Origin of the sequence: Streptomyces sp. NPDC032472, from assembly GCF_040636955.1 — a bacterium.
Taxonomy (GTDB): Bacteria; Actinomycetota; Actinomycetes; order Streptomycetales; family Streptomycetaceae; genus Streptomyces.
In genome coordinates this window covers 14,020-36,765 of the sequence record NZ_JBEZVK010000065.1, presented here as the reverse complement: position 1 = coordinate 36,765, position 22,746 = coordinate 14,020, and the positions used below count along the sequence as shown (strand labels likewise).

Genomic DNA, 22,746 nt, shown 5'->3' with positions numbered 1-22,746 from the left:
CCTGACCACTGGGCCAATGGCTCACTCCGCACCGCGAATCTCCGGCCAGGTTTGAGGCGCGGGGGGTACCCCCAGCGGTAGCTGGGGGAGGGTCCGGGCGGAGCCCGGTTTCGGGAAGGGGCGGGGTGGGGAACTGCTCCGCGCAGCGGCGACACCCGCGGCCCGGCTCGCGCAGCGGCGGAACCGCGACCCCGGGGCGGGATTTATATCGGGCATACACGGTTCTGTCGGGGTTTTCAGGCCGTCCTCAGGAAGCTTTCATGAACCCGGGACACAGTCACGGCATGACCGATCGCTTCCGCCTCGACGGCGACGACCACCCGCAGGAGAACGACCCCTCGGCCTATCCCCCGCTGCCCGGCTATCCGCCCCAGCCCCCCGCCCCCGCCCCCGCCCCCCAGGGGCCTTCCCACGCCGCGCGGGCCCGGCGGCCCGTCGGACTGTTCGTGGCCGTCGCGCTCGCCGCCGCGGTCGTCGGCGGCGGCACCGCCACAGCGGTCCAGCAGCTGCTGGCCGACCGCGCCGCCGGCCCGGCCGGCATCAACGGCACCAACGTCTCCCGCTCCAGCACCGGCACGGTCGCCGGCGTAGCCGAACAGGTCAGCCCCTCCGTCGTCCGCATCGACACCCGCACCGGCTCCGGCCAGGGCACCGGCTCGGGCGTCGTGATCACCGCCGACGGCGAGATCGTCACCAACAACCACGTCGTCAGCGGCGCCTCCGAGATCCAGGTGACGATGAGCGACGGGAAGAAGTACACGGCCAAGACCGTCGGCACCGATCCGGACAAGGACCTCGCGCTCATCAAGCTGCAGGGAGCCGGCGGCCTCAGGCCCGCCGCGCTCGGCAACTCCGACGGCCTCAAGGTCGGCGACCAGGTCGTCGCCATCGGCTCCCCCGACCGCCTCACCGGCACCGTCACCAGCGGCATCGTCTCGGCCCTGAACCGCGAGGTCAACGTACCCAAGTCAGAGCAGCAGCCCCCCCAGCGGCAGCGCAGTGGCGGCGGCTGGCCGTTCTCGTACGACGGCCGCCAGTTCAACGGGACCACCGGCTCGGACACCACCTCGTACAAGGCCATCCAGACGGACGCCTCCCTCAACCCGGGCAACTCCGGCGGCGCCCTGGTCAACATGGACGGCGAGATCGTCGGCATGCCGTCCGCGATCTACTCCCCCGCCGGCGACAGCGGCTCCGCCGGCAGCGTCGGCCTCGGCTTCGCCATCCCGGTCAACACGATCAAGGCCGATCTGCCCGCCCTCCGCAAGGGCGGCAGCGGCACCGGCTCCGCCGGCGACGACAGCGGCGGGTTCGGGACCCGGTTCTGACCGCGCACCGGCATCCCGGCGGATCTGCGACGCTGGGAGGCACCGCCGAGCACCCGACCACCACCTGGGGGAGCCCCACATGATTCCCGCCGAAGGCGATCCGCACCGCATCCTCGTCGTCGACGACGAGCCGGCGGTGCGGGAGGCCCTGCGCCGCAGCCTCGCCTTCGAGGGCTACGCCCCCCAGACCGCGGTCGACGGGCTCGACGCCCTCGACAAGACGGCCTCGTACGGCCCGGACCTGATCATCCTCGACATCCAGATGCCCCGCATGGACGGCCTGACGGCGGCCCGTCGGCTGCGTGCCGCCGGCAGCACCACCCCGATCCTGATGCTCACCGCCCGCGACACCGTCGGCGACCGCGTCACCGGCCTCGACGCGGGCGCCGACGACTACCTGGTCAAGCCCTTCGAGCTCGACGAGCTCTTCGCCCGCGTCCGCGCCCTGCTGCGCCGCAGCGCCTACGCCGCCCCCGCCTCCGGCGCGCTCCAGGCGGAGGAGGACGCCCTCGTCTTCGGCGACCTGCGGATGGACCAGGCCACCCGCGAGGTGACCCGGGCCGGGCGCCTGGTCGAGCTGACCCGGACCGAGTTCACGCTGCTGGAGATGTTCCTGGCCCACCCGCGCCAGGTGCTGACCCGCGAGCAGATCCTGAAGACCGTGTGGGGCTTCGACTTCGAGCCGAGCTCCAACTCCCTGGACGTGTACGTGATGTACCTGCGCCGCAAGACCGAGGCCGGCGGCGAGCCCCGCCTGGTGCACACCGTGCGCGGGGTCGGCTACGTGCTGCGCGCCGCCGGGGCCGGGGACTCCGGGGGACCGGAATGAGCCCTGCCGCCAGATTCCGCGGGCTGCCGCTGCGCTCGCGGCTGGCCCTGCTGGTGGCGGTGGCGGTGGCGGTGGCCGTCGCGGCGGTCGCGGCCGTGTGCTGGGTGATGGTGCGCACGCAGCTCAGCGAGCAGCTCGACCGCTCGCTGATGGCGACGAACCCGTCCGCGGAGGTCGTACGCAGGCTGCAGGAGGGCTGCCCCACCGCCCCCTCTCGGCCGGTGCAGGAGATCGCCGGCAACCTCAACCCGACCGTCCAGATCGTGGCCGCCGACGGCAGCCACTGCTGGGTGAGCGGGCTGCCGGACCTGCCCGTCACCGTCGTCGACCGGCAGGTCGCGGCCGGGCAGCGGGCCAGCGCCCTGCACGACGCCCGCACCCCCGACGGCACCGCGATGCGCGTCTACACCTTCACGGCCCAGGCCCAGCGCGGTTCCCCGGTGTTCGGGATCTCCGTCGCCAAGCCGCTGGCCGACGTCGACGAGCCGCTGTCGACCCTGGCCTGGGTGCTGCTGCTGGTGGCCGGGGTCGGCGCCGTCGGCGCGGGCGCGGCCGGCCTGTGGGTGGCCCGTACCGGGCTGCGGCCGGTCGACGAACTGACCGGCGCCGTCGAGCACATCGCCCGCACCGAGGACCTCACCGTGCGGATCCCCGACGAGGGCGACGACGAGATCGCCCGCCTGTCGCGGTCCTTCAACTCCATGACGGCGGCCCTGGCCTCCTCCCGGGAGCGCCAGTCCCAGCTGATCGCGGACGCCGGCCACGAGCTGCGTACCCCGCTGACCTCGCTGCGCACCAACATCGAGCTGCTCGCGCGCAGCGAGGAGACCGGCCGGGCCATCCCGCCGGAGGACCGCCGTGAGCTGCTGGCCTCGGTGAAGGCGCAGATGACGGAGCTGGCCGCGCTGATCGGGGACCTGCAGGAGCTGTCGCGTCCCGACGCGGGCCCGCCCGCCCGGCTGGAGGTGGTGGCGCTGCACGACATCGCGCGCAGCGCCCTGTCGCGGGCCCGGCTGCGCGGCCCGGAGCTGGTCTTCGACGCCGAGCTGGAGCCCTGGTACGTACGGGGGGAGGCGGCGGCGCTGGAGCGGGCGGTGGTCAACGTGCTGGACAACGCGGTGAAGTTCAGCCCGTCGGGCGGTGTCGTGGCCCTCTCGCTGCGGGCGGGCGAGCTGACCGTACGCGACCACGGTCCCGGCATCCCGGCGGAGGACCTCCCGCACGTCTTCGAGCGGTTCTGGCGGTCGGAGTCGGCGCGGTCCCTGCCGGGCAGCGGGCTCGGCCTGTCCATCGTGGCGCGTACGGCCGAGCGCTCGGGCGGCAGTGCCCGGCTGCGGGCCCCGGCGGACGGCGGCCCGGGCACGGAGGCGGTGCTGCGCATCCCGGGGGCGCCGACGCCGCCGCCCTCGGCCGCGGAGGCCGCCGCGGCCGGGGGTGCACCGGCCGCGGCCGACGGCCGGTCAGTTGTGCCGGATCAGTGAGGCGACCAGGCCGGAGCGGGTGTTGGGGAAGTCCATGGGGACGATGCCGAGCCCGGTCCGGCCGGCCAGCTCCGCTCCGTCGACGAAGGCCTGGGCCTGCGGATTGAGGCGGTCGGAGTTCCAGCGCGGCGGCATGTAGGCCGAGGTGCTGGTGTAGTTGACGAAGAGCTTGCCGGGCTGCTGCACGGCCCGCCGGAACTGGTTCTCGATCTTGCCGCGCTTGGCGAACGGCTCGGCGTTCCAGTCGTCCTGGATGTCGAAGACGCCGCCGTCGCCGTAGCGCAGGCCGGGCAGGCCGCCGTTGTCGGCGAGGAGGACGACCTTGCCGCGGGCCTGGCCGAGGGTGGGCAGGGTGTCGGCGATCCGGAACAGCGGCCGCCAGCCGCGGTGGTCGAGGTAGTCGTCGAAGACGGCCCGGAAGACCTGGTCGCTCTCGCCGGAGTACTCCTGCTTGAGGCGCATCAGCACGGTCTCGCCCGGGTGCGCGGCGAGGAAGTTCGCGCAGGCGATCAGGACGTCGCCGAACATCAGGCCCTGGTAGAAGGAGCCGTGGTGGATGGCGAACGAGCCCCCGGTGACCCGGCAGCGGACGTCGAGGAAGCGGATGCCGGAGTCGAGCTGTTCGGCGATCGAGGTGTTCTGGCAGGCGACGAAGAGGCCGCCCTGTCTGGCGCCGGAGTCGTGGGTGCCGGGGATGGTCATCCGCTGCAGGGCGGTGGAGTCGGCGAGGCCGGACATCCAGTCCTGCGTGCCGAGCGCGCCCCGGGCGGTGAGCGTACGGGCCGCCGCGGGGGCCGCCGTGCCCAGGGAGAGGGCGGTGCCCGCGCCCGCCGCCGTCACCGCGGCCAGAAATGCCCGACGTTCCAGTGCCATGCCCGCCCCTTTGCCGGTCCAGTGGTTGGACCGGAGTATGGCGTGCGGGCCCTGCGGTGACTACCCGTCGGTAGGGACGGGCTTGTCGAGCAACTCGGCCATCGTGCGCAGGCCTTGGGCGAGCTCGCGCCCCGTCGGTGCCGTCTCCGGATCGGTCAGGGCCTGCACCATCACCCCGCTGAGCAGCGCGATGTGCAGCGACCCCAGGGACCGTACGTCCTCCTCGGAGACCTCCTCGACGGGGACCCCGAGCAGCCCCGCGGCCACCATCCGCCGGTTGCGGCGCTGGCCCTCGGCGAGGACGGCGAGCAGCTCGGGCCGGGACTGGGCGTGGACGAAGGCCTCGACGGAGGCGGTCCACAGCCAGCGCATCTCGCCGAAGTCGCGGATCTTGCGGTCCCAGGTGTCGGCGTAGCGCTCCTCGGCGGTGGCGCCCTGTCCGACGAGCCGTCCGGAGCCGGCGGACCAGTCCTCCATGGCGGCGAACAGCGCCTGGTTGAGGAGGGCTTCGCGCGAGCCGAAGTGGTAGCCGATCGCGGCCATGCTCACGTCCGCGGCCGAGGCGATGTCGCGCACGGTGGTGCGCAGGTAGCCCTTCTCCTCCAGGCAGCGGCGGGCTCCGGCCAGCAGGTCCTCGCGATTTCCCATGCCGGGATCGTATCCGCGCGCCTCATCTTGGGCGCACGCCCAAGACGCATGTATTGCGCGTTTGCCCAAACGCTGGCAAGGTGAAGGCACGCGAAGGGGCCGCGGCAGACCGCCGAGGACCGGCCCGCCGACCGCACACAAGGGGGAGCCACGCCATGCGCCACGAACTGAAGATCGACGACCGCACCCTGTCCTACCTGGACTTCGGCGGCCCCGGCCGCCCGCTGCTCGCCCTGCACGGCGGGCTGTCCGAGGGTGCCGCCTTCACCGGCCTCGCCGAGGCCCTCGGCGAGGACTGGCGGGTCATCGCCCCCGACCAGCGCGGCCACGGCGACTCCGACCGCGCCGGGCACTACCGCACCGAGGGGTACGTCGCCGACGCCGTCGCCCTCCTCGACCACCTCGGCCTCGACGCCCCGGTCGTCGTCCTCGGCTACTCGCTCGGCGGGGTCATCGCCGTCCACCTCGCCGCCGAGCACCCGGGCCGGGTCGCCGCCCTCATCGACACCGACTCCACCGTCGAGGTGCCCCGCGCCGCCGCCGACGGCCCCGCGGTGCCGGCCGGCTTCGAGTTCCTGACCGGCATGCGCTACACCGCCCCCACCCGCGAGGAGCTCCTCGAAGCCGCCGGCCCCATCGGCTCGCAGTTCGTCGCGCCGGCCCTGCGCCCCCTGGCCGACGGCTCCGGCTGGCGGCTGCCCTTCCACCCGCAGGACATGCTCGACTCCATCGCCGGCGCCCGCGGCGACCACTGGGAGGCCTGGCTCGCGAGCACCTGCCCCGCCCTGCTGATCCGCGCCGGCGACAGCACCGCCCTGCCGCAGGCCACGGCCGACGCGATGGTGGCCCGCCGGCCCGGGACCTCGTACACGGCCGTCCAGGGCGACCACTTCGCGCCCTTCACCCACCCGGAGGCCTTCCACGCGGCCGTAGGGAAGTACCTCGCCGGCATCTGACCGGCGTCCACGCCGGCTCCCGTGCCACGGGGGTGCGCGGGAGGGGCCGGAAGCGGAAAGGAACCGAAAAAGCCCGAGGGGGCGGCGGGCCGTCGGGCCTGCCGCCCCCTCGGGGGTCCAGCGGGGTGCTGCTTCCAGCCGGGTGTTACTTGACGACCGTGATCCGGTTCGCCGCCGGCGGGGCGATCGGGTTCGCCGCCGAGGACTTCGCCAGGTAGGCGTTGAAGGCCTCCAGGTCGGGCACGCCGACCAGCTTGTTCTTGTGCTCCTTCAGGACGGTGAAGCCGTCGCCGCCGCCCGCGAGGAACTCGTTCATCGCGACGCGGTAGGTCTTGGCCGGGTCGATCGCCTGGCCGTTCAGCTTCACCGAGTCCACGACGATGCGGTCCGCACCCGACTTGGTCATGTCCAGGGTGTACGTGAAGCCCTTCGACACCTGCAGGATCTTCGGGTTCGCGCCGTTGACCGGGCCGCTCACCTGCTGCTGGAGCGCCGTGACCAGCTGCGCACCGGTCAGGTCCACGATGTTCATCAGGTTGTTGAACGGCTGGACCGTGTAGGACTCGCCGTACGTGACGACACCGTCGCCCTCGTCGCCCGCGGCCTTGTACGCCAGGTCGGCCCGGATGCCGCCCGGGTTCATGATGGCCAGCTGCGCGCCGCCCTTCTCGGCCGGGGCCGTGGCCTCCAGCTGGGCGTCCGCGATCAGGTCGCCGAGCGGCTTCTCCGGCGCCTCCGAGCCGCGGCCCGCGATGTCGGCGGAAATGTAGCCCATCGGCCGGTTCGCGACCGGGGCCGCGAGCGTCTTCCAGCGGTCGATCAGCTCGGTCATGTCCGGGGCCTTGGGCAGGTCACGGGAGACGATCTTGTTGACCGGCTTCGGCGCGAGCGCGGCCGTGCGGACGATGTCCTTGGTCTGCCGGTCGTACGTCAGCGTGGTGTCGGTGAAGAGGCGGCCGTAGGAGGCGGCCGAGGTGACCATGCGCGGGTTGCCCGCCGGGTCGGGGATGTTGCAGGCGTACGCCTGGTGCGTGTGGCCGGTGACCAGGGCGTCGACCTTCGGGTCCACGTTCTTGGCGATGTCCACGATCGCGCCGGAGATGCCGGCGCCCGCGCCCGGGCTGTTGCAGTCGTAGTTGTACGCGCCGCTCGCGGGCAGGCCGCCCTCGTGGATCAGCGCGACGATCGACTTCACGCCCTGCTTGTTCAGCTCCTCGGCGTACTTGTTGATCGTCTCGACCTCGTCGCCGAACTTCAGGCCCTTGACGCCGTCGGCCGTCACCACGTCCGGGGTGCCCTCCAGGGTGACGCCGATGAAGCCGATCTTCACGTCCCCCTTCTTCCAGATGAAGGTGGGCGACATCAGCGGTCGCTTGGTCTTCTCGTCGGTGACGTTCGCCGCGAGGTACTTGAACTCCGAGCCGGTGAACTCCTTGCCCATCTCGAAGCAGCCGTCGACGGGGTGGCAGCCGCCGTACGCCATGCGGCGCAGCTCGGTCTTGCCCTCGTCGAACTCGTGGTTGCCGACGCTGGTGACGTCCAGCTTCAGCTTGTTCAGCGCCTCGACGGTCGGCTCGTCGTGGAAGAGCCCGGACAGCATCGGGCTGCCGCCGATCATGTCGCCCGCCGCGGCGGTGACGGAGTACTCGTGGCCCTTGCGGGCCTCGCGCAGGCTGGTCGCCAGGTACTCGACACCGCCGGCCGGTATGGCCTTCGTGGTGCCGTCCGCCTGACGCTCGGTCACGTTGCCCGAGGAGCCCTGCGGCGGCTCCAGGGTGCCGTGGAAGTCGTTGAACGACAGCAGCTGTACGTCGACGGTGCGGCCCTTGGCGGCGCCGGCTCCACTCGCGGCACCGGCCGGCAGGGCGGCGGTGAACACCGCGCCGGTCCCGGCCGTGAGGGCGAGGGCGGTGACGAACAACCGGCGGGTGCGGCGGTGCCGTTGTGGCGTCGCTGACATTTGTTCCCCTTATGAACAGCGGGAGATCTGCGGAAGATCTCGGGAGGTCCGCCGCAGCCTAGTGTCAACGCGCGTAGCACGACAGGGGCGGCGGGTATCGCCCTGGTCACGTGCGGGCGACGCGCGGACGAACGGTTCGCGCCGCACTCCCGGCACGATCCCGGCCGGACCCCGCCCGCGCACCACCGCCGCGGCCCCCCACCGCCGTAGGCTCGGAGCATGAATGACGACGCAGTGACGGCCCTGGAGCCCGGACGACAGATCCAGACCCTCGACGAACTGACGGAGGAGCAGGCCACCGCCGTGCTCGACCTGATCGAGGACGCGGCCCGCACCGACGGCACCACCGCCGTGTCCGAGCAGGGCCGGCTCCAGCTGCGCGGCGGGCCCCGCGAAGGCATCCGGCACTTCCTGCTCACCGAGAAGGGGCGGCTGGCCGCCTACGGCCAACTGGAGGAGACCGACCCGGTGGAGGCGCCCGCCGCCGAGCTCGTCGTCCACCCCGCACTGCGCGGCCGCGGCCACGGCCGCGCCCTCGGCCAGGCCCTGCTCGGCGCCTCCGGCAAGCGGATCCGGGTCTGGGCCCACGGCGGCAAGTCGGCCGCCCGCCACCTCGCCCAGGTCCTCGGCCTGACCCTGTTCCGCGAGCTGCGCCAGCTGCGCCGGCCGCTCGGGCCCGACGCACCGCCGCTGCCCGAGCCCGTCCTGCCCGCCGGGGTGAGCGTGCGCACCTTCGTACCCGGCCAGGACGACGAGGCCTGGCTCGCGGCGAACGCCGCCGCCTTCGCCCACCACCCCGAGCAGGGCTCGCTGACCCAGCGCGACCTGAACGACCGCATCGCACAGCCCTGGTTCGATCCCAAGGGCTTCTTCCTCGCCGAGCGCGAGGGCCGGCTCGTCGGCTTCCACTGGACGAAGGTCCACGCCGAGCAGCAGCTCGGCGAGGTGTACGTCCTCGGCGTCCTGCCCGGCTCCCAGGGCGGCGGCCTCGGCAAGGCCCTCACCGCCGTCGGCCTGCAGCACCTGCAGGCCTCGGGCCTGCCCACGGCCATGCTCTACGTCGACGCCGACAACCCGGCGGCCCTCGCCGTCTACGAGGGCCTCGGCTTCTCCACCCACGAGGTCGACCTCATGTACCGCACCGAGAGCTGACCGCAACCGCCCCGTACGGGTCCACCGGGCGCACCGGGGACCCGTACGGGTGCATTCCGGGCGCCGGAGCGACGTACTCGTGCACCATCCGGAGCCTGGAAGCCATGCGCCATTCACCGACCCTTAAGACGCGCTTGCCACGCTCCCGGCATGAGGCCCCGACTCCGACTGACGGCGAACCCTTCCGACGCGCCCGTCCTGCCCCGCGCGCGGAACAATGGAGTCATGAGCCACCAGCCCAGCGCAGGCCCCACCGAGGTCCCCGCCCAGCACCCGTCGCACCCGTCCGCCGCGGCCTCCGCCGGCTCGCCGACCACCGCCCCCGCGCGGCTCGGGTCGATCGCCGCGCACCGCCCCCATCCCGGCCTCGCCCCCGACCTCGACGCCGACCTCGACGCCTACGAGGACAAGGACGGCGGCGAGCTGCCCGCCGGCCGGTTCCTCGACCGCGAGCGCAGCTGGCTGGCCTTCAACGAGCGCGTCCTGGAACTGGCCGAGGACCCCACCACCCCGCTGCTGGAGCGCACCAACTTCCTGGCCATCTTCGCCAGCAACCTCGACGAGTTCTTCATGGTCCGCGTCGCCGGACTCAAGCGCCGCATAGCGACCGGCGTCGCCACCCGCTCGGCCTCCGGCCTGCAGCCCCGCGAGGTCCTCGACCTGATCTGGACCCGCTCGCGCGAGCTCATGGCCCGCCACGCCGCCTGCTACCAGCAGGACATCGCCCCCCAGCTCGCCGAGGAGGGCATCCACCTCATCCGCTGGCCCGACCTCACCGAGAAGGAGCAGGCCCGCCTCTTCACCCTGTTCCGCAACCAGATCTTCCCGGTGCTGACCCCGCTGGCCGTGGACCCCGCGCACCCCTTCCCGTACATCTCCGGCCTGTCGCTGAACCTGGCCGTGGTCGTGCGCAACCCCGTCAGCGGCCACCGGCACTTCGCCCGCGTCAAGGTGCCGCCGCTGCTCTCCCGCTTCCTGGAGGCCTCGCCGCAGCGCTACGTCCCGCTGGAGGACGTCATCGCCGCGCACCTGGAGGAGCTCTTCCCCGGCATGGAGGTGCTCGCGCACCACATGTTCCGCGTCACCCGCAACGAGGACCTCGAGGTCGAGGAGGACGACGCCGAGAACCTGCTCCAGGCCCTGGAGAAGGAGCTCATGCGCCGCCGCTTCGGCCCGCCGGTGCGCCTGGAGGTCGAGGAGTCCATCGACCCCGGCGTCCTGGACCTGCTGGTGCAGGAGCTGAAGATCTCCGCCGCCGAGGTGTACCCGCTGCCCGGGCCGCTGGACCTGACCGGCCTCTTCGGCATCGCCTCCCTGGACCGGCCCGAGCTGAAGTACCCCAAGTTCGTCGCCGGCACCCACCGCGACCTCGCCGAGGTCGAGTCGGCCTCCGCGCCCGACATCTTCGCCGCGCTGCGCGAGCGCGACGTCCTGCTGCACCACCCGTACGACTCCTTCTCCACCTCCGTGCAGGCCTTCCTGGAGCAGGCCGCCGCCGACCCGGACGTCCTCGCGATCAAGCAGACGCTGTACCGCACCTCCGGCGACTCCCCGATCGTCGACGCCCTGATCGACGCCGCCGAGTCCGGCAAGCAGGTCCTCGTCCTCGTCGAGATCAAGGCCCGCTTCGACGAGCAGGCCAACATCAAGTGGGCGCGCAAGCTGGAGGAGTCCGGCTGCCACGTCGTCTACGGCCTGGTGGGCCTCAAGACCCACTGCAAGCTGTCGCTGGTCGTCCGCCAGGAGGGCGACACGCTGCGCCGCTACTCCCACGTCGGCACCGGCAACTACCACCCCAAGACCGCCCGCCTGTACGAGGACCTCGGCCTGCTCACCGCCGACCCGCAGGTCGGCGCGGACCTCTCCGACCTCTTCAACCGGCTCTCGGGCTACTCCCGCCGCGAGACCTACCGCCGGCTGATCGTCGCCCCGCGCTCGCTGCGCGACGGCCTCATCGCACGGATCGACAAGGAGGCCGCCCACCACCGGGCCGGCCGTCCCGCGTACGTGCGCCTCAAGATGAACTCCATCGTCGACGAGGCCCTGATCGACGCCCTCTACCGGGCCTCCCGGGCCGGGGTCCCGGTCGACATCTGGGTCCGCGGCATCTGCGCCGTGCGCCCCGGGGTCCCCGGACTCTCGGAGAACATCCGGGTCCGCTCCATCCTCGGCCGCTTCCTGGAGCACTCCCGGGTCTTCGCCTTCGGCAACGGCGGCGAGCCCGAGGTGTGGATCGGCAGCGCCGACATGATGCACCGCAACCTCGACCGCCGCATCGAGGCACTGGTCAGGGTCGCCGACCCGGCCCACCGCGCGGCACTCGACCGGATGCTGGAGACCGGCATGTCCGACTCCACGTCCTCCTGGCACCTGGGCCCGGACGGGGAATGGACCCGGCACAGCACCGACCACGAAGGCCAGCCGCTGCGGCACGTTCAGGAGATGTTCATAGACGCCCGGAGGCGCCGGCGTGGCTCTGCCAAACCATGACCTGACAGCGACCGGCGAGGGCTCCGCGGGGGACGTGCTCGGCGCGTACCTGCGGGCCCAGGCCACCGCTTTCCTGCGCGGGCTGCGCCTGCACGAGGAGAGCGGGGCCGACGCCGTCGACGGCGCCGAGGCGGCGCGCAGCCTGCGGGGGGCTGCGCGCCGCATCGGCGGGTCCCTGGCCACCTTCCGCGTGGTCACCGATTCGTCCTGGGCCGACGGGCTGCGCACCGAGCTGGCCTGGCTGTCCGCGACCCTGGCCGACGAGCACGCGTACGCCGCCCGGCTGGCCCGGCTGCTGGAGGCCCTGCACCGGCTCTCCGGCGCGCCCGAGGTCCCCGGGCCGCGCGGCGCGGGGAGCGCGCTGACGGTGGGCTCGGCGCGGGCCGCCGCGCTGCTGGAGCGGCAGCTGACCGTGGCCCGGACCCGGGCCCACTCGGCGACGCTGCAGGCTCTGGGCTCCTCCCGCTTCCACGCGGTCGCCGACGCGGTGGCCGTGCTGGCCTCGGAGGTGCCGCTGGACGTGATCGCCGCGCGCGGCCGGGTCGAGGAGGTGCTCGTCCCGCTCGCCGAGGTGGCCCGGACCCGGCTGGCGGCGGCCGTCTCGGCGCTGCCGCCCGCCGCCGAGGCGCACCCGTACAACGCCGACCACGACGGCTCCTGGCACGAGGTGCGCCGCCTGCTGCGCGTCCACCGCTACGCCCGGGAGGCCCTGGGCGAGGACGTGGCCCGGCTGGCCGCGGCCAACGAGGCCCTGGACCGCCACCGCGACGCGGCCGAGGCGGCCGCGGCCTCGGCGGCCGCCGCCCGCACCCCGCGGATCGCCCCGGCGACGGCGTACGCGCTCGGCGTGCTCCACGCCGACCAGCGCCACGAGGTCGAGGCGGCCCGCTCCACCTTCCAGGACCTGTGGCAGCCGGTGGGCGCGGCGGCCGCCCGCTAGAGACGCCCCGGACCGGCCTCGAAACGACCGCACCCGCGACGGGACCCCTGCCGCGGGTGCGGAACGGAACGTTTTCGGCCAGGCTGGGTGCGTAGCCCGGCAGCGCCCGGGCCGGTTGCCGTGGGTGCGGCGCGGGACGCCGCCGCACGGCCGACCCACCTGCCACTGCAGTACGGGCCCTCGGCCCCGCCGAGGCCCTGGCGGACCGACCGACATGTCCAGTACGAAATCTGCTCGCCGCCGTCATTTCGGGGCGACAACAGCATTCCGTTCCGCCCTGGGCGCGACCTGCGCAGGAGCGTCGCGCCCCGGTCCCGGAAGTGTGCGTTTCCGCAGGTGGGCGGCGTGTGATTGGAGCGGTCCCGATGCCCGTGAGCGTCCCCTGCCGCGGCCCGTGAACCCGCTTCCGCTCCGGCCCCGGCCCGCGCCTGCACCCCCGCCTTCCGCCCGGCCCCCGCATCCTGATCACGAGCCGGTCGGGGTCCCGCCGCGCGGCGCGCCGGGGCGCACTCGGCCGTCCGTCGAGGTTCACCTCCCGTTCACCTCGGCCCGTCGATCGCTTCACCTGTTCTGCCTAATTTTGGTGTTGCGCCGAGCGTGCCGCTGGCCAGATTCAGCGGCCCCACCCGGTGACCGACGTAGTCCTCTTCGCACGCCGCCCCGATACCGAAAGCGGCCGGCGGCTTCTGGAAGGAACACCCGAAAGTGAAGCTTCAGCGCAAGAACATGCTTCGTGCCTCCGCCCTCGGCGCGCTTGTCGTGTCCAGCGCCCTGGTCCTCACGGCGTGCGGCTCGGACGACAACACCAACACCGGCGGCAACGCCAGCGGCAAGCCCTCCGCGGCCGCCGCCGGCGACGTCAAGTGCGACGACGCCAAGGGCAAGCTGCTGGCCTCCGGCTCCTCCGCCCAGAAGAACGCGGTGGACCTGTGGGTGAAGAACTACATGGCCGCCTGCTCCGGCGTCGAGGTGAACTACAAGTCCTCCTCCTCCGGTGAGGGCATCGTCGCCTTCAACCAGGGCACCGTCGGTTTCGCCGGCTCGGACTCGGCGCTGAAGCCCGAGCAGGTCGAGGAGTCCAAGAAGATCTGCACCGGCGGCCAGGGCATCAACCTGCCGATGGTCGGCGGCCCGATCGCCATCGGCTTCAACGTCGCCGGCGTGGACAAGCTCACCCTCGACGCCCCCACCCTCGCGAACATCTTCAACGACAAGATCAAGAAGTGGGACGACGAGGCGATCAAGAAGCTGAACCCGGGCGTCAACCTGCCCGGCACGGCGATCCAGGCCTTCCACCGCTCCGAGGACTCCGGCACCACCGAGAACCTGGGCAAGTACCTCAAGGCCGCCGCTTCCGACGCCTGGACCTACGAGCCCGCCAAGAAGTGGCCCGCCCCGGGCGGCCAGGGTGCCTCCGGCTCCGCCGGTGTCGCCTCCCAGGTGAAGGCCGTCGACGGCGCGATCGGCTACTTCGAGCTCTCCTACGCCTCCGCGCAGAACATCAAGACCGTCGACATCAACACCGGTGCGGCCGCCCCGGTCAAGGCCTCCGCCGACAGCGCCTCCAAGGCCATCGCCGCCGCCAAGATCGCCGGCACCGGCTCCGACCTGGCGCTGAAGCTCGACTACACCACCAAGGCCGAGGGCGCGTACCCGATCGTCCTGGTCACGTACGAGGTCGTCTGCGACAAGGGCAACAAGGCCGAGACGCTCCCGACCGTGAAGTCCTTCCTCGGCTACACCGCCTCGGACGCCGGCCAGAAGGTCCTCTCGGACAACGGCTACGCCCCGATCCCGGCCGAGATCAACACCAAGGTCCGCGAGGTCATCAAGTCGCTGTCCTGAACCCCTGAACCCCGGGGCACCGGGCCGATCCCGTCCGATCGGCCCGGCCCCGGGGCCCCTCCCCGGCACCGCCGGGGAAATCCGGTGCACCGCCGCCAGGGGGCTCGCCCCCCAACCAGACCGGAAAGACCATGGCTTCCACCACACCCACCCAGATAGGCACGCCTCCGCCCGTCGCCACGAGCGGACGGTCCACCGGCCGCGCCGGTGACAAGATCTTCTCGGGGCTCTCCAAGGGCTCCGGCATCCTGCTCCTGGTGATCATGGCGTCGATCGCCGTGTTCCTCACCTACCGGGCCTCCCTCGCACTGTCGAAGAACCAGGGCAACTTCCTGACCACCTTCGACTGGAACGCGTCGGCGAACCCGCCCGTCTTCGGCATCGCCGTCCTGCTCTTCGGCACCGTCGTCAGCTCGATCATCGCGATGGCCATCGCGGTTCCGATCGCCGTCGGCATCGCCCTGTTCATCTCGCACTACGCGCCGCGCAAGCTGGCCACCCCCCTCGCCTACGTGGTCGACCTGCTGGCCGCCGTGCCGTCGATCATCTACGGCATCTGGGGCGCCCTCTTCCTCGTCCCGCAGCTGGGCGGACTGAACCTCTGGCTCGACGAGTACTTCGGCTGGACCTACGTCTTCGACAAGTCCCAGGTCGGCGTCGCCCGCTCGCTCTTCACCGTCGGCATCCTGCTCGCGATCATGATCCTGCCGATCGTGACCAGCGTCAGCCGCGAGGTCTTCCTGCAGGTCCCGCGCATGAACGAGGAGGCCGCCCTGGCCCTCGGCGCGACCCGCTGGGAGGTCATCCGCATGTCGGTGCTGCCCTTCGGCCGCTCCGGCGTCATCTCCGCCTCCATGCTCGGCCTCGGCCGCGCGCTCGGCGAGACCATGGCCGTCGCCACCGTCCTCTCCCCGAGCTTCCTGATCTCCGGCCACCTGCTGGACCCGGGCGGCGGCACGTTCGCCCAGAACATCGCCGCGAAGTTCGACGAGGCCAACGAGTTCGGCCGTGACGCGCTGATCGCCTCCGGTCTCGTCCTCTTCCTGCTCACCCTGCTGGTCAACGGCGCCGCCCGCATGATCATTGCGCGCCGCAAGGAGTACTCGGGGGCGAACGCCTGATGAGCCACGCAATCCAGGACCAGCGCCCCGTCCGGCCGTCCCGGTCCACCGCCGACTCCGGCCTCACCCGCGGCGGCCTGCCCCGCTGGGCGCCCCTCGGCATCGGCGCCGCCTCCGCCGCCCTCGGCATCGTCATCGGCCTCGTCTTCGACCTGCACAGCAAGGTCCAGTGGGGTCTGATCGCCGCCCTGCTCTTCATCGCGATCACCTACACCGCCAGCGCGGTCGTCGAGAACCGCCGCCAGGCCAAGGACCGCGTCGCGACCTCCCTGATCTGGGTCTGCTTCCTCCTCGCGGTCGTCCCGCTCCTGTCGCTGATCTGGACCACCGTCAGCCGCGGCGTCAAGGCCCTCGACGCCGACTTCCTCAGCCACTCGATGAACGGCGTCACCAGCTTCGAGCAGGGCGGCGGCGTCTACCACGCGCTGCTCGGCACCATCGAGCAGGTCGCCCTCGCCACGCTGATCGCCGCCCCCATCGGCCTGCTGACCGCCGTCTACCTGGTCGAGTACGGCAAGGGCCGCCTCGCCAAGGCCGTCACGTTCTTCGTCGACGTCATGACCGGCATCCCGTCCATCGTCGCGGGCCTGTTCATCCTGACGACCTGGAACCTGATGCTCGGCTTCGGCCCGTCCGGCTTCGCCGGCGCGATGGCCCTGTCGATCCTGATGATGCCCGTCGTGGTCCGCTCCACCGAGGAGATGCTCAAGCTCGTCCCGAACGAGCTGCGCGAGGCAGCCCTCGCCCTCGGCGTGCCGAAATGGCGCATGATCCTCAAGGTGGTCCTCCCGACCGCCGTCGGCGGCATCGCCACCGGCCTGATGCTGGCCGTCGCCCGCATCGCCGGCGAGACCGCCCCGATCATGCTGCTGGTCTTCGGCTCCCAGCTGATCAACGGCAACCCCTTCGAAGGTGCTCAGTCCTCGCTCCCGCTGTACATCTGGGAGCAGTACAAGGTCGGCAGTGACGCCTCCTACGACCGGGCATGGGCCGCAGCGCTCGTCCTGATCGCCTTCGTCATGATCCTCAACCTGGTGGCCCGCGGCATCGCCCGCTGGAAGGCCCCGAAGACCGGTCGCTGACGCGACTGCATGAAAGCGAAGTGACCCTCATGGCCAAGCGAATCGACGTCAGCGGCCTGTCCGCCTTCTACGGCAACCACAAGGCCATCGACGACATCTCGATGACCGTGGAGCCGCGCTCCGTGACCGCCTTCATCGGCCCGTCCGGCTGCGGCAAGTCCACCTTCCTGCGCACCCTGAACCGCATGCACGAGGTCACCCCCGGCGGCCGCGTCGAGGGCAAGGTCCTCCTGGACGACGAGAACCTCTACGGCCCCGGCGTGGACCCGGTCGCGGTACGCCGCACGGTCGGCATGGTCTTCCAGCGCCCCAACCCCTTCCCCACCATGTCGATCTTCGACAACGTGGCGGCGGGCCTGCGCCTGAACGGCAGCCACCGCAAGGCCGACCTCGCGGACATCGTCGAGCGCTCCCTCAAGGGCGCCAACCTGTGGAACGAGGTCAAGGACCGCCTGAACAAGCCGGGCTCCGGCCTCTCCGGCGGCCAGCAGCAGCGCCTGTGCATCGCCCGCGCCATCGCGGTCGAGCCGCAGGTCCTGCTGATGGACGAGCCCTGCTCCGCCCTGGACCCGATCTCCACCCTCGCCATCGAGGACCTGATCGGCGAGCTGAAGGAGCGCTTCACGATCGTCATCGTGACGCACAACATGCAGCAGGCGGCCCGCGTCTCGGACCGCACCGCGTTCTTCAACCTCGCGGCGGTCGGCCAGCCCGGCAAGCTGATCGAGATCGACGACACGGACCGGATCTTCTCCAACCCGTCCGTCCAGGCGACCGAGGACTACATCTCGGGCCGCTTCGGGTAATCCCAAGGACCAGCGGCTCCCGGGCCGCGCAGAGCGTCCTGCGGTGCTGCATGGCGGTGCCACCGCAAGGCGAAGGGCCGGCTCCCCCCGGGTGGGGGGAGCCGGCCCGATTTCGTTCCGGCACCCTTCGGCGCGCGCCCGTACCGCTAGCCGACGGCCAGGTCCACGAGCCAGAAGCACAGCGCGGCGACGAGGCCCGCGGCCGGCATGGTGATGAACCAGCCCATGACGATGTTCTTCGCGACGCCCCAGCGGACCGCGTTGACCCGCTTGGTCGCGCCGACACCCATGATCGCCGAGGTGATCACGTGGGTGGTGGAGATCGGCGCCTTGAAGATGAAGGCCGTGGCGAACATGATCGACGCGCCGGTCGTCTCGGCCGCGAAGCCCTGCGGCGGGTCCAGCTCGATGATCTTGCGGCCGAGGGTGCGCATGATGCGCCAGCCGCCCGCGTACGTACCGAGCGACAGCATCACCGCGCACACCAGCTTGACCCACACCGGGATCGGGGCGCCCGCGTCCTGGACATCGGCGATGACCAGGGCCATCACCACGACGCCCATCGTCTTCTGGGCGTCCTGGAGGCCGTGGCCGAGGGCCATGCCGGCCGCCGAGACCGTCTGCGCGATACGGAAGCCGCGCTTGGCCTTGTGCGGGTTGGCCCGCCGGAAGATCCACATGATCGCGACCATCACCAGGTAGCCGGCGACCAGGCCGACGACCGGCGAGAGGAACATCGGGATGACGACCTTGTCGACGACGCCCGACCAGATGACCCCGATCCCCCCGGCCAGCGCCGCACCCACCATGCCGCCGAAGAGGGCGTGCGAGGAGGACGACGGCAGGCCGAAGTACCAGGTGATCAGGTTCCAGACGATCGCGCCGACGAGCGCCGCGAACAGGACCCACATCCCGGTCGAGCCCGTCGGGGTCTCGATGAGGCCCTCACTGACCGTCTTGGCCACGCCGCTGCCCAGGAAGGCACCGGCGAGGTTCATCACCGCGGCCATCGCGAGGGCGGCGCGCGGGGTCAGCGCCCGGGTCGAGACCGAGGTCGCGATCGCGTTCGCAGAGTCGTGGAAACCGTTGGTGTACGTGAAACCGAGCGCGACACCGATGGTCACGATCAGAGCGAAGGTGTCCACGAGGTTCAGGACTCCTTGACCGCGATGGTCTCCACCGTGTTCGCGACGTGCTCGAACGCGTCCGCGGCCTCTTCGAGCACGTCGACGATCTGCTTGAGCTTGAGCACCTCGATCGCGTCGTACTTGCCGTTGAAGAGGTGCGCGAGCAGCTTGCGGTGGATCTGGTCGGCCTGGTTCTCGAGGCGGTTGACCTCGATCCAGTACTCGGTGAGGTTGTCCATCGTGCGCAGGTGCGGCATGGCCTCGGCGGTCAGCTCGGCCGCCCGCGCCAGGACCTCGATCTGCTGCTCGACGCCCTTGGGGAGCTCCTCGATGTTGTAGAGGACGACCAGGTCGACGGCCTCCTCCATGAAGTCCATGATGTCGTCGAGCGACGAGGCGAGGGAGTAGATGTCCTCGCGGTCGAACGGCGTGATGAACGAGGAGTTCAGCTGGTGGAAGATCGCGTGGGTGGCGTCGTCTCCCGCGTGCTCGGCCGCACGCATCCGCTCCGCGATCTCGGCCCGGGCGGAGGGATCCGCTCCGAGCAGTTCCATCAGGAGCTTGGAGCCCGTGACGATGTTGTCCGCGGATGCGGCGAACATGTCGTAGAAGCTCGTCTCCCTGGGGGTCAGACGAAATCGCACGTGTGGTCCTCGGGGTGCATCGGATTCGGTCAGGCTGATGCTAGGCGCATCGCCCGGCCACGGCTAACCGGCGGTCCCAGGGTGTCCTCCATCAGGCACAGTGAGCCTGCGGACCCCTGCCCTCGCGGCCGGGGCCCGGTAACCTATACCCATGAGGGGTATGCACCAGGAATGCGCCCCTCGTCCGGACCACGGGAGGACCCCATGACGGCCATCGAGGCGGAAGGCTCCGGAGCCGCTGTCGCCCCCGGTACGGCCCCTGAAGCGCCGGTGCACGGGTATCACCACCAGAAGGACGAGCACCTCAAGCGGCTCCGCCGGATCGAGGGGCAGATCCGCGGCCTGCAGCGGCTCGTCGACGAGGACGTGTACTGCATCGACATACTCACCCAGGTCTCGGCGAGCACGAAGGCGCTGCAGTCCTTCGCGCTGCAGCTCCTGGAGGAGCACCTGAGGCACTGCGTCGCCGACGCGGCCGTCAAGGGCGGCTCCGAGATCGACGCCAAGGTGGAGGAGGCCACGAAGGCGATCGCCCGGCTGCTGCGGACCTGAGGGGCGGGCCGGGGGCGGAGCGCCGGCGGGGGCCGCCGGCGGAGCCACGGCACCGGCGGGAGCAAGGGCACCGGCGGGGGCCACGGCACCGGCGGGCGTTACAGCCCCAGGCCCATCAGGACCTCGTCGATCCGGTCCTGGCTGAGCCGCTCCTCGTCCGCCGCGGAGGCCGCGATGATCAGCTCGCCGCACAGCTCGATCTCGGCGAGCGCCACGTGGTCCTGCACCGTCGTAGCGCCAGCGGGAGTCACGCGTGTCACCTCAATCTGCCGCCATCGGACATGGGCGTACGGTTTCCCAGCCTAGGGAGGGCCGGGCGCGGTGCGCATGACACGGATGGACCATTTCCGGCTACCCCGCCATGGTCCGATCGCGCCGCCCCGGGACCGCCCGACCGGCTATTCGGCGATCTTCCCGGCGTAAATGTCCTTGCTTGCGGGCAATACGACGCTCACCGGCGTCCCGAATCCATACAGCAGCGTGGTGGAGGAGACATCGATCACGCCATTGTTGACATACGAGAACCGGTGCCGGACCTTCCGCAGCCGGCCCTCCTGGTCGAGGTAGGCGTCGAAGGGCACGGTGTCCTTGCTGAACCCTTTCGCTGCTGCTTCCAAGGCTCCCTTGACCCCCGGCGAGGCGCTTTGCGCGGCCCGCCCGATGTCCGTGGTCCCCTGGTAGTGGCGCACCTTGGTGCCCGCCAGATCGGTCTCGCCGACGTAGCGGACCTCCTGCGCCCCGCGCAGCAGCTCGGCCGCGGCCAGCGGGTCGGTCGCCCCGCCCGTCACCAGGTTCCCGTCCGCCAGGGTCGTGGTGTCGACGCGCACCCACTTGTCGTCGGGCACGCCCGCGCCCCGGTTCTTCATGTACAGGGCGCCGGGGACGAGCAGCTCGGTGATGGGCCGGTGCTCCTCCTTCCCGGCCGCGTCGGCGGGCAGCATGACCAGGAGCTGTCCCATCCGGTTCTTGAAGTCGACGCCACCCTCGCCCCGGATGGTGACCCTGGTGCCGCCGGTGGCCATCTCCATCGCCGTACGGGCCTGGGCGCTGCCGCTCCTGGTGAGCGCGTCGGCGGCCGCACGGACCGCGGCCGCCGGATCGGCGGGGGGCCGGTCGTCGCCGGCCGAGGCGGAGCCGCTGCACCCGCTCATGGCGGCGATGGCCGCGGCCACGCCGATGGCGAGCACCGCCTCGCCCGCACGCCCGCGCCGCTGCCTGTGCTGGTGCACCACCATTGCCTGCCAACCCCCAACGCATGACCGCTGTTTGCCCGAGGCCCCCACCCGCTCCGGTTAACGAGATCCGCGGTTTCCCGTCACGGGCCGCCGAGCTCCCGGACCGGCCGCGGCCCCCGGTACCGTGGTGGGGTGGATCCGCATACGAAGGCATCGCCCGCCCCTCCGCTTGCCTCCCTGCCGCTGCCCCGTCCCACCGAGCAGCCCGGCCCCGGACACACCACCAGCACCACCGAGCGCGGCTCGTTCTGCCTGGCCGTCTGCACCTGCGGCTGGAAGGGGCCGGCGCGCCGCTCCCGCGATCTGGCCCGCCAGGACGCCGCCCGCCACGCCGCCGGGTAGGGCGCCGCGAGGGGAACGGGCACCGCCTGGGCCGTCGCCCGTTCGGACGCTCCCGGCTGGCCGGGCCGACCGCGAGCGGATGCGCTGGCTTCATGCCAGGATCCGCACCCCGCGTCGCCGCCCTGTTCTGGGCCCTGCTCATCGCGCTGACCCCCGCCGCCGCGGCCTCGGCCCGGCCCACGGGCTCGTCGGACGGCCCGGCCGACGTGGCCCTGGCCATCGGGCTGACCACCGCTGCGGCCGTCCTCACCGGCCTGTGGCTGCGCTCCCGCTACCGCCGCGAGACCGAGGCGGAGGCGGACGGCGCAGACGGGGCGGACGGTGCAGACAGGGCGGACGGTGCAGACGGGGCGGACGGGGCCGCCCGTCCGACCGACGGCGGCGGCCGGTGACACCGCGGTCCCGCCCGGCGGCGGTGCGGCTGTGTTTCGGGGCGGCGGGGCTGTGCCTGCTGGCGGCGCTGCTGATGAGCGTCTGGCATGCGTACGCCCGCACCTGACGGGGCGTACGGCTCCGGATCAGGCGCTGGGCTCGGCCCGGCCGCTCAGGCGGCGAGGTCGCTCTCGGGCGTGCGCGAGCCGCCGGCCGCCGCCCGGTCCTGCGCGAGGTCCACCGGGCAGGGCCGGGGCCGGTGCGCGGCCCGTACCAGCCGGGCGGCGCGCGGGGAGCGGGCCGCGGCGCGCACCACCGGGGTCAGCAGCGCCATGGCGAGCGGGGCGAGGACGAGGACGACGGCGGTGCCGAGGGCGAAGCCGCCGATGACGTCGGTGGGGTAGTGCAGCCCGAGGTAGAGGCGGCTGAAGCCCTCGAGGAGGGCGAGGCCGATCCCGAGGAGGCCGAGCCTGCGGTGGGCGATGAACAGGCCGACGGCCAGGGCCATCGCGAGGGTGGCGTGGTCGCTGACGAAGGAGAAGTGGCCGTGGGCCGGGCCGCCCTGGAGGACGTCGAGCCCGTCGTGCTGGAGGTACGGGCGGGGGCGGGCGACCAGCCGGCGCAGCGGGACGTTCACCACCAGCGCGAGGCCGGCGGCGAGCGGCGCCCACACCAGGGCGGCGAACGACTCGACCGCCGCGGCCTCCTCCTGCCGGCGCGCGCCGCGCCAGCACCACAGGACGAGGAGGACCAGGAGCAGGGGGATGCCGTACGAACTGACCAGGGCGACGGCCCGGTCCACACCGGCCGGGGCGTGCCGGGCCAGCGCATTGACGTCGTACAGCAGGCTGACGTCCACGTTCGGACCACCGGTTGTGAGTGCAACCATGGCGATGCGGCCCCTTGCCCTTGCTCGGTCCCCAGTGGGCGCACCGGTGTGTGCGCCCCGCGAACCCCCCCTTG

At 72.2% G+C, this 22,746-nt stretch carries 22 protein-coding genes; 14 read left to right on the top strand and 8 right to left on the bottom strand.

Translation table 11 applies throughout. The features are described 5' to 3' along the window. Window positions 1-284: 284 nt before the first annotated feature. From AB0F11_RS30670 to AB0F11_RS30660, 3 genes are all read left to right on the top strand, one after another. On the top strand, window positions 285-1,328 hold the full coding sequence (locus AB0F11_RS30670; RefSeq protein WP_362180623.1) for a trypsin-like peptidase domain-containing protein: 1,044 nt from the start codon (window positions 285-287) through the stop codon (window positions 1,326-1,328). Between the two features lie 79 nt (window positions 1,329-1,407). Next, entirely contained in the window at window positions 1,408-2,157 is a 750-nt protein-coding gene (locus tag AB0F11_RS30665) for a response regulator transcription factor (RefSeq protein ID WP_362180620.1), read from the top strand. After that, entirely contained in the window at window positions 2,154-3,638 is a 1,485-nt protein-coding gene (locus AB0F11_RS30660; RefSeq protein ID WP_362180618.1) for a HAMP domain-containing sensor histidine kinase, read from the top strand. The genes AB0F11_RS30665 and AB0F11_RS30660 overlap by 4 nt, the downstream gene beginning before the upstream one ends. On the opposite strand, the gene AB0F11_RS30655 is transcribed toward AB0F11_RS30660, so the two are convergent. After that, window positions 3,618-4,511: a phosphatidylinositol-specific phospholipase C gene (locus tag AB0F11_RS30655; RefSeq protein WP_362180615.1), complete on the bottom strand. Its 894-nt coding sequence runs from the start codon at window positions 4,509-4,511 to the stop codon at window positions 3,618-3,620. The two genes, AB0F11_RS30660 and AB0F11_RS30655, sit on opposite strands and share 21 nt — an antisense overlap. Before the next feature lie 60 nt (window positions 4,512-4,571). Beyond that, window positions 4,572-5,159: a helix-turn-helix domain-containing protein gene (locus tag AB0F11_RS30650; protein WP_362180612.1), complete on the bottom strand. Its 588-nt coding sequence runs from the start codon at window positions 5,157-5,159 to the stop codon at window positions 4,572-4,574. 155 nt (window positions 5,160-5,314) lie between these two features. On the opposite strand from AB0F11_RS30650, the gene AB0F11_RS30645 reads away from it, so the two are divergent. Continuing rightward, window positions 5,315-6,115 (top strand): alpha/beta hydrolase, encoded by an 801-nt coding sequence (locus AB0F11_RS30645; protein WP_362180609.1) that lies wholly within the window; start codon window positions 5,315-5,317, stop codon window positions 6,113-6,115. 145 nt (window positions 6,116-6,260) lie between these two features. Here AB0F11_RS30645 and AB0F11_RS30640 read toward each other — a convergent pair whose 3' ends face one another. Beyond that, entirely contained in the window at window positions 6,261-8,075 is a 1,815-nt protein-coding gene (locus tag AB0F11_RS30640) for a bifunctional metallophosphatase/5'-nucleotidase (RefSeq protein ID WP_362180606.1), read from the bottom strand. Window positions 8,076-8,294: 219 nt separating this feature from the next. Here AB0F11_RS30640 and mshD point away from each other — a divergent pair, with 219 nt between their 5' ends. From mshD to pstB, 7 genes are all read left to right on the top strand, one after another. After that, window positions 8,295-9,227, top strand: a complete 933-nt coding sequence (mshD, locus tag AB0F11_RS30635; RefSeq protein ID WP_362180604.1) for a mycothiol synthase — start codon at window positions 8,295-8,297, stop codon at window positions 9,225-9,227. 225 nt (window positions 9,228-9,452) lie between these two features. Beyond that, on the top strand, window positions 9,453-11,717 hold the full coding sequence (locus AB0F11_RS30630) for an RNA degradosome polyphosphate kinase (protein WP_362180601.1): 2,265 nt from the start codon (window positions 9,453-9,455) through the stop codon (window positions 11,715-11,717). Further along, complete coding sequence (locus AB0F11_RS30625) at window positions 11,698-12,657, top strand: CHAD domain-containing protein (RefSeq protein ID WP_362180599.1); 960 nt, start codon at window positions 11,698-11,700, stop codon at window positions 12,655-12,657. The genes AB0F11_RS30630 and AB0F11_RS30625 overlap by 20 nt, the downstream gene beginning before the upstream one ends. Window positions 12,658-13,362: 705 nt before the next feature. After that, window positions 13,363-14,502: a phosphate ABC transporter substrate-binding protein PstS gene (gene pstS, locus AB0F11_RS30620; RefSeq protein ID WP_362180596.1), complete on the top strand. Its 1,140-nt coding sequence runs from the start codon at window positions 13,363-13,365 to the stop codon at window positions 14,500-14,502. 131 nt (window positions 14,503-14,633) lie between these two features. Then, entirely contained in the window at window positions 14,634-15,623 is a 990-nt protein-coding gene (pstC, locus tag AB0F11_RS30615) for a phosphate ABC transporter permease subunit PstC (RefSeq protein ID WP_362180593.1), read from the top strand. Continuing rightward, window positions 15,623-16,705: a phosphate ABC transporter permease PstA gene (gene pstA, locus AB0F11_RS30610; protein WP_362180590.1), complete on the top strand. Its 1,083-nt coding sequence runs from the start codon at window positions 15,623-15,625 to the stop codon at window positions 16,703-16,705. The genes pstC and pstA overlap by 1 nt, the downstream gene beginning before the upstream one ends. Window positions 16,706-16,734: 29 nt before the next feature. Then, window positions 16,735-17,511: a phosphate ABC transporter ATP-binding protein PstB gene (pstB, locus tag AB0F11_RS30605; protein ID WP_362180587.1), complete on the top strand. Its 777-nt coding sequence runs from the start codon at window positions 16,735-16,737 to the stop codon at window positions 17,509-17,511. 146 nt (window positions 17,512-17,657) lie between these two features. On the opposite strand, the gene AB0F11_RS30600 is transcribed toward pstB, so the two are convergent. Next, the gene (locus tag AB0F11_RS30600) at window positions 17,658-18,656 is read right to left on the bottom strand and encodes an inorganic phosphate transporter (RefSeq protein WP_362180584.1); all 999 of its coding nucleotides are present in this window, start codon (window positions 18,654-18,656) and stop codon (window positions 17,658-17,660) included. 5 nt (window positions 18,657-18,661) lie between these two features. Continuing rightward, entirely contained in the window at window positions 18,662-19,282 is a 621-nt protein-coding gene (locus AB0F11_RS30595) for a DUF47 family protein (RefSeq protein ID WP_361916524.1), read from the bottom strand. Between the two features lie 204 nt (window positions 19,283-19,486). On the opposite strand from AB0F11_RS30595, the gene AB0F11_RS30590 reads away from it, so the two are divergent. Next, complete coding sequence (locus AB0F11_RS30590) at window positions 19,487-19,834, top strand: metal-sensitive transcriptional regulator (protein WP_362180581.1); 348 nt, start codon at window positions 19,487-19,489, stop codon at window positions 19,832-19,834. 98 nt (window positions 19,835-19,932) lie between these two features. Here the strand turns inward: AB0F11_RS30590 and AB0F11_RS30585 are convergent, their stop codons facing one another. Next, window positions 19,933-20,085: a hypothetical protein gene (locus tag AB0F11_RS30585; RefSeq protein ID WP_362180578.1), complete on the bottom strand. Its 153-nt coding sequence runs from the start codon at window positions 20,083-20,085 to the stop codon at window positions 19,933-19,935. 147 nt (window positions 20,086-20,232) lie between these two features. Continuing rightward, a complete protein-coding gene (locus AB0F11_RS30580) occupies window positions 20,233-21,069 on the bottom strand; it encodes a hypothetical protein (protein ID WP_362180575.1) in 837 nt (278 codons plus the stop codon). A 132-nt stretch (window positions 21,070-21,201) separates the two neighbouring features. On the opposite strand from AB0F11_RS30580, the gene AB0F11_RS30575 reads away from it, so the two are divergent. Both AB0F11_RS30575 and AB0F11_RS30570 read left to right on the top strand, forming a co-directional pair. After that, the gene (locus AB0F11_RS30575) at window positions 21,202-21,411 is read left to right on the top strand and encodes a hypothetical protein (protein ID WP_362180626.1); all 210 of its coding nucleotides are present in this window, start codon (window positions 21,202-21,204) and stop codon (window positions 21,409-21,411) included. A gap of 92 nt (window positions 21,412-21,503) precedes the next feature. After that, the gene (locus AB0F11_RS30570; protein WP_362180572.1) at window positions 21,504-21,803 is read left to right on the top strand and encodes a hypothetical protein; all 300 of its coding nucleotides are present in this window, start codon (window positions 21,504-21,506) and stop codon (window positions 21,801-21,803) included. A 152-nt stretch (window positions 21,804-21,955) separates the two neighbouring features. On the opposite strand, the gene AB0F11_RS30565 is transcribed toward AB0F11_RS30570, so the two are convergent. Beyond that, window positions 21,956-22,672 carry a phosphatase PAP2 family protein gene (locus AB0F11_RS30565; RefSeq protein ID WP_362180569.1) on the bottom strand — a complete coding sequence of 239 codons (717 nt, stop codon included), beginning with the start codon at window positions 22,670-22,672 and terminating at the stop codon, window positions 21,956-21,958. Between the last annotated feature and the right edge of the window lie 74 nt (window positions 22,673-22,746).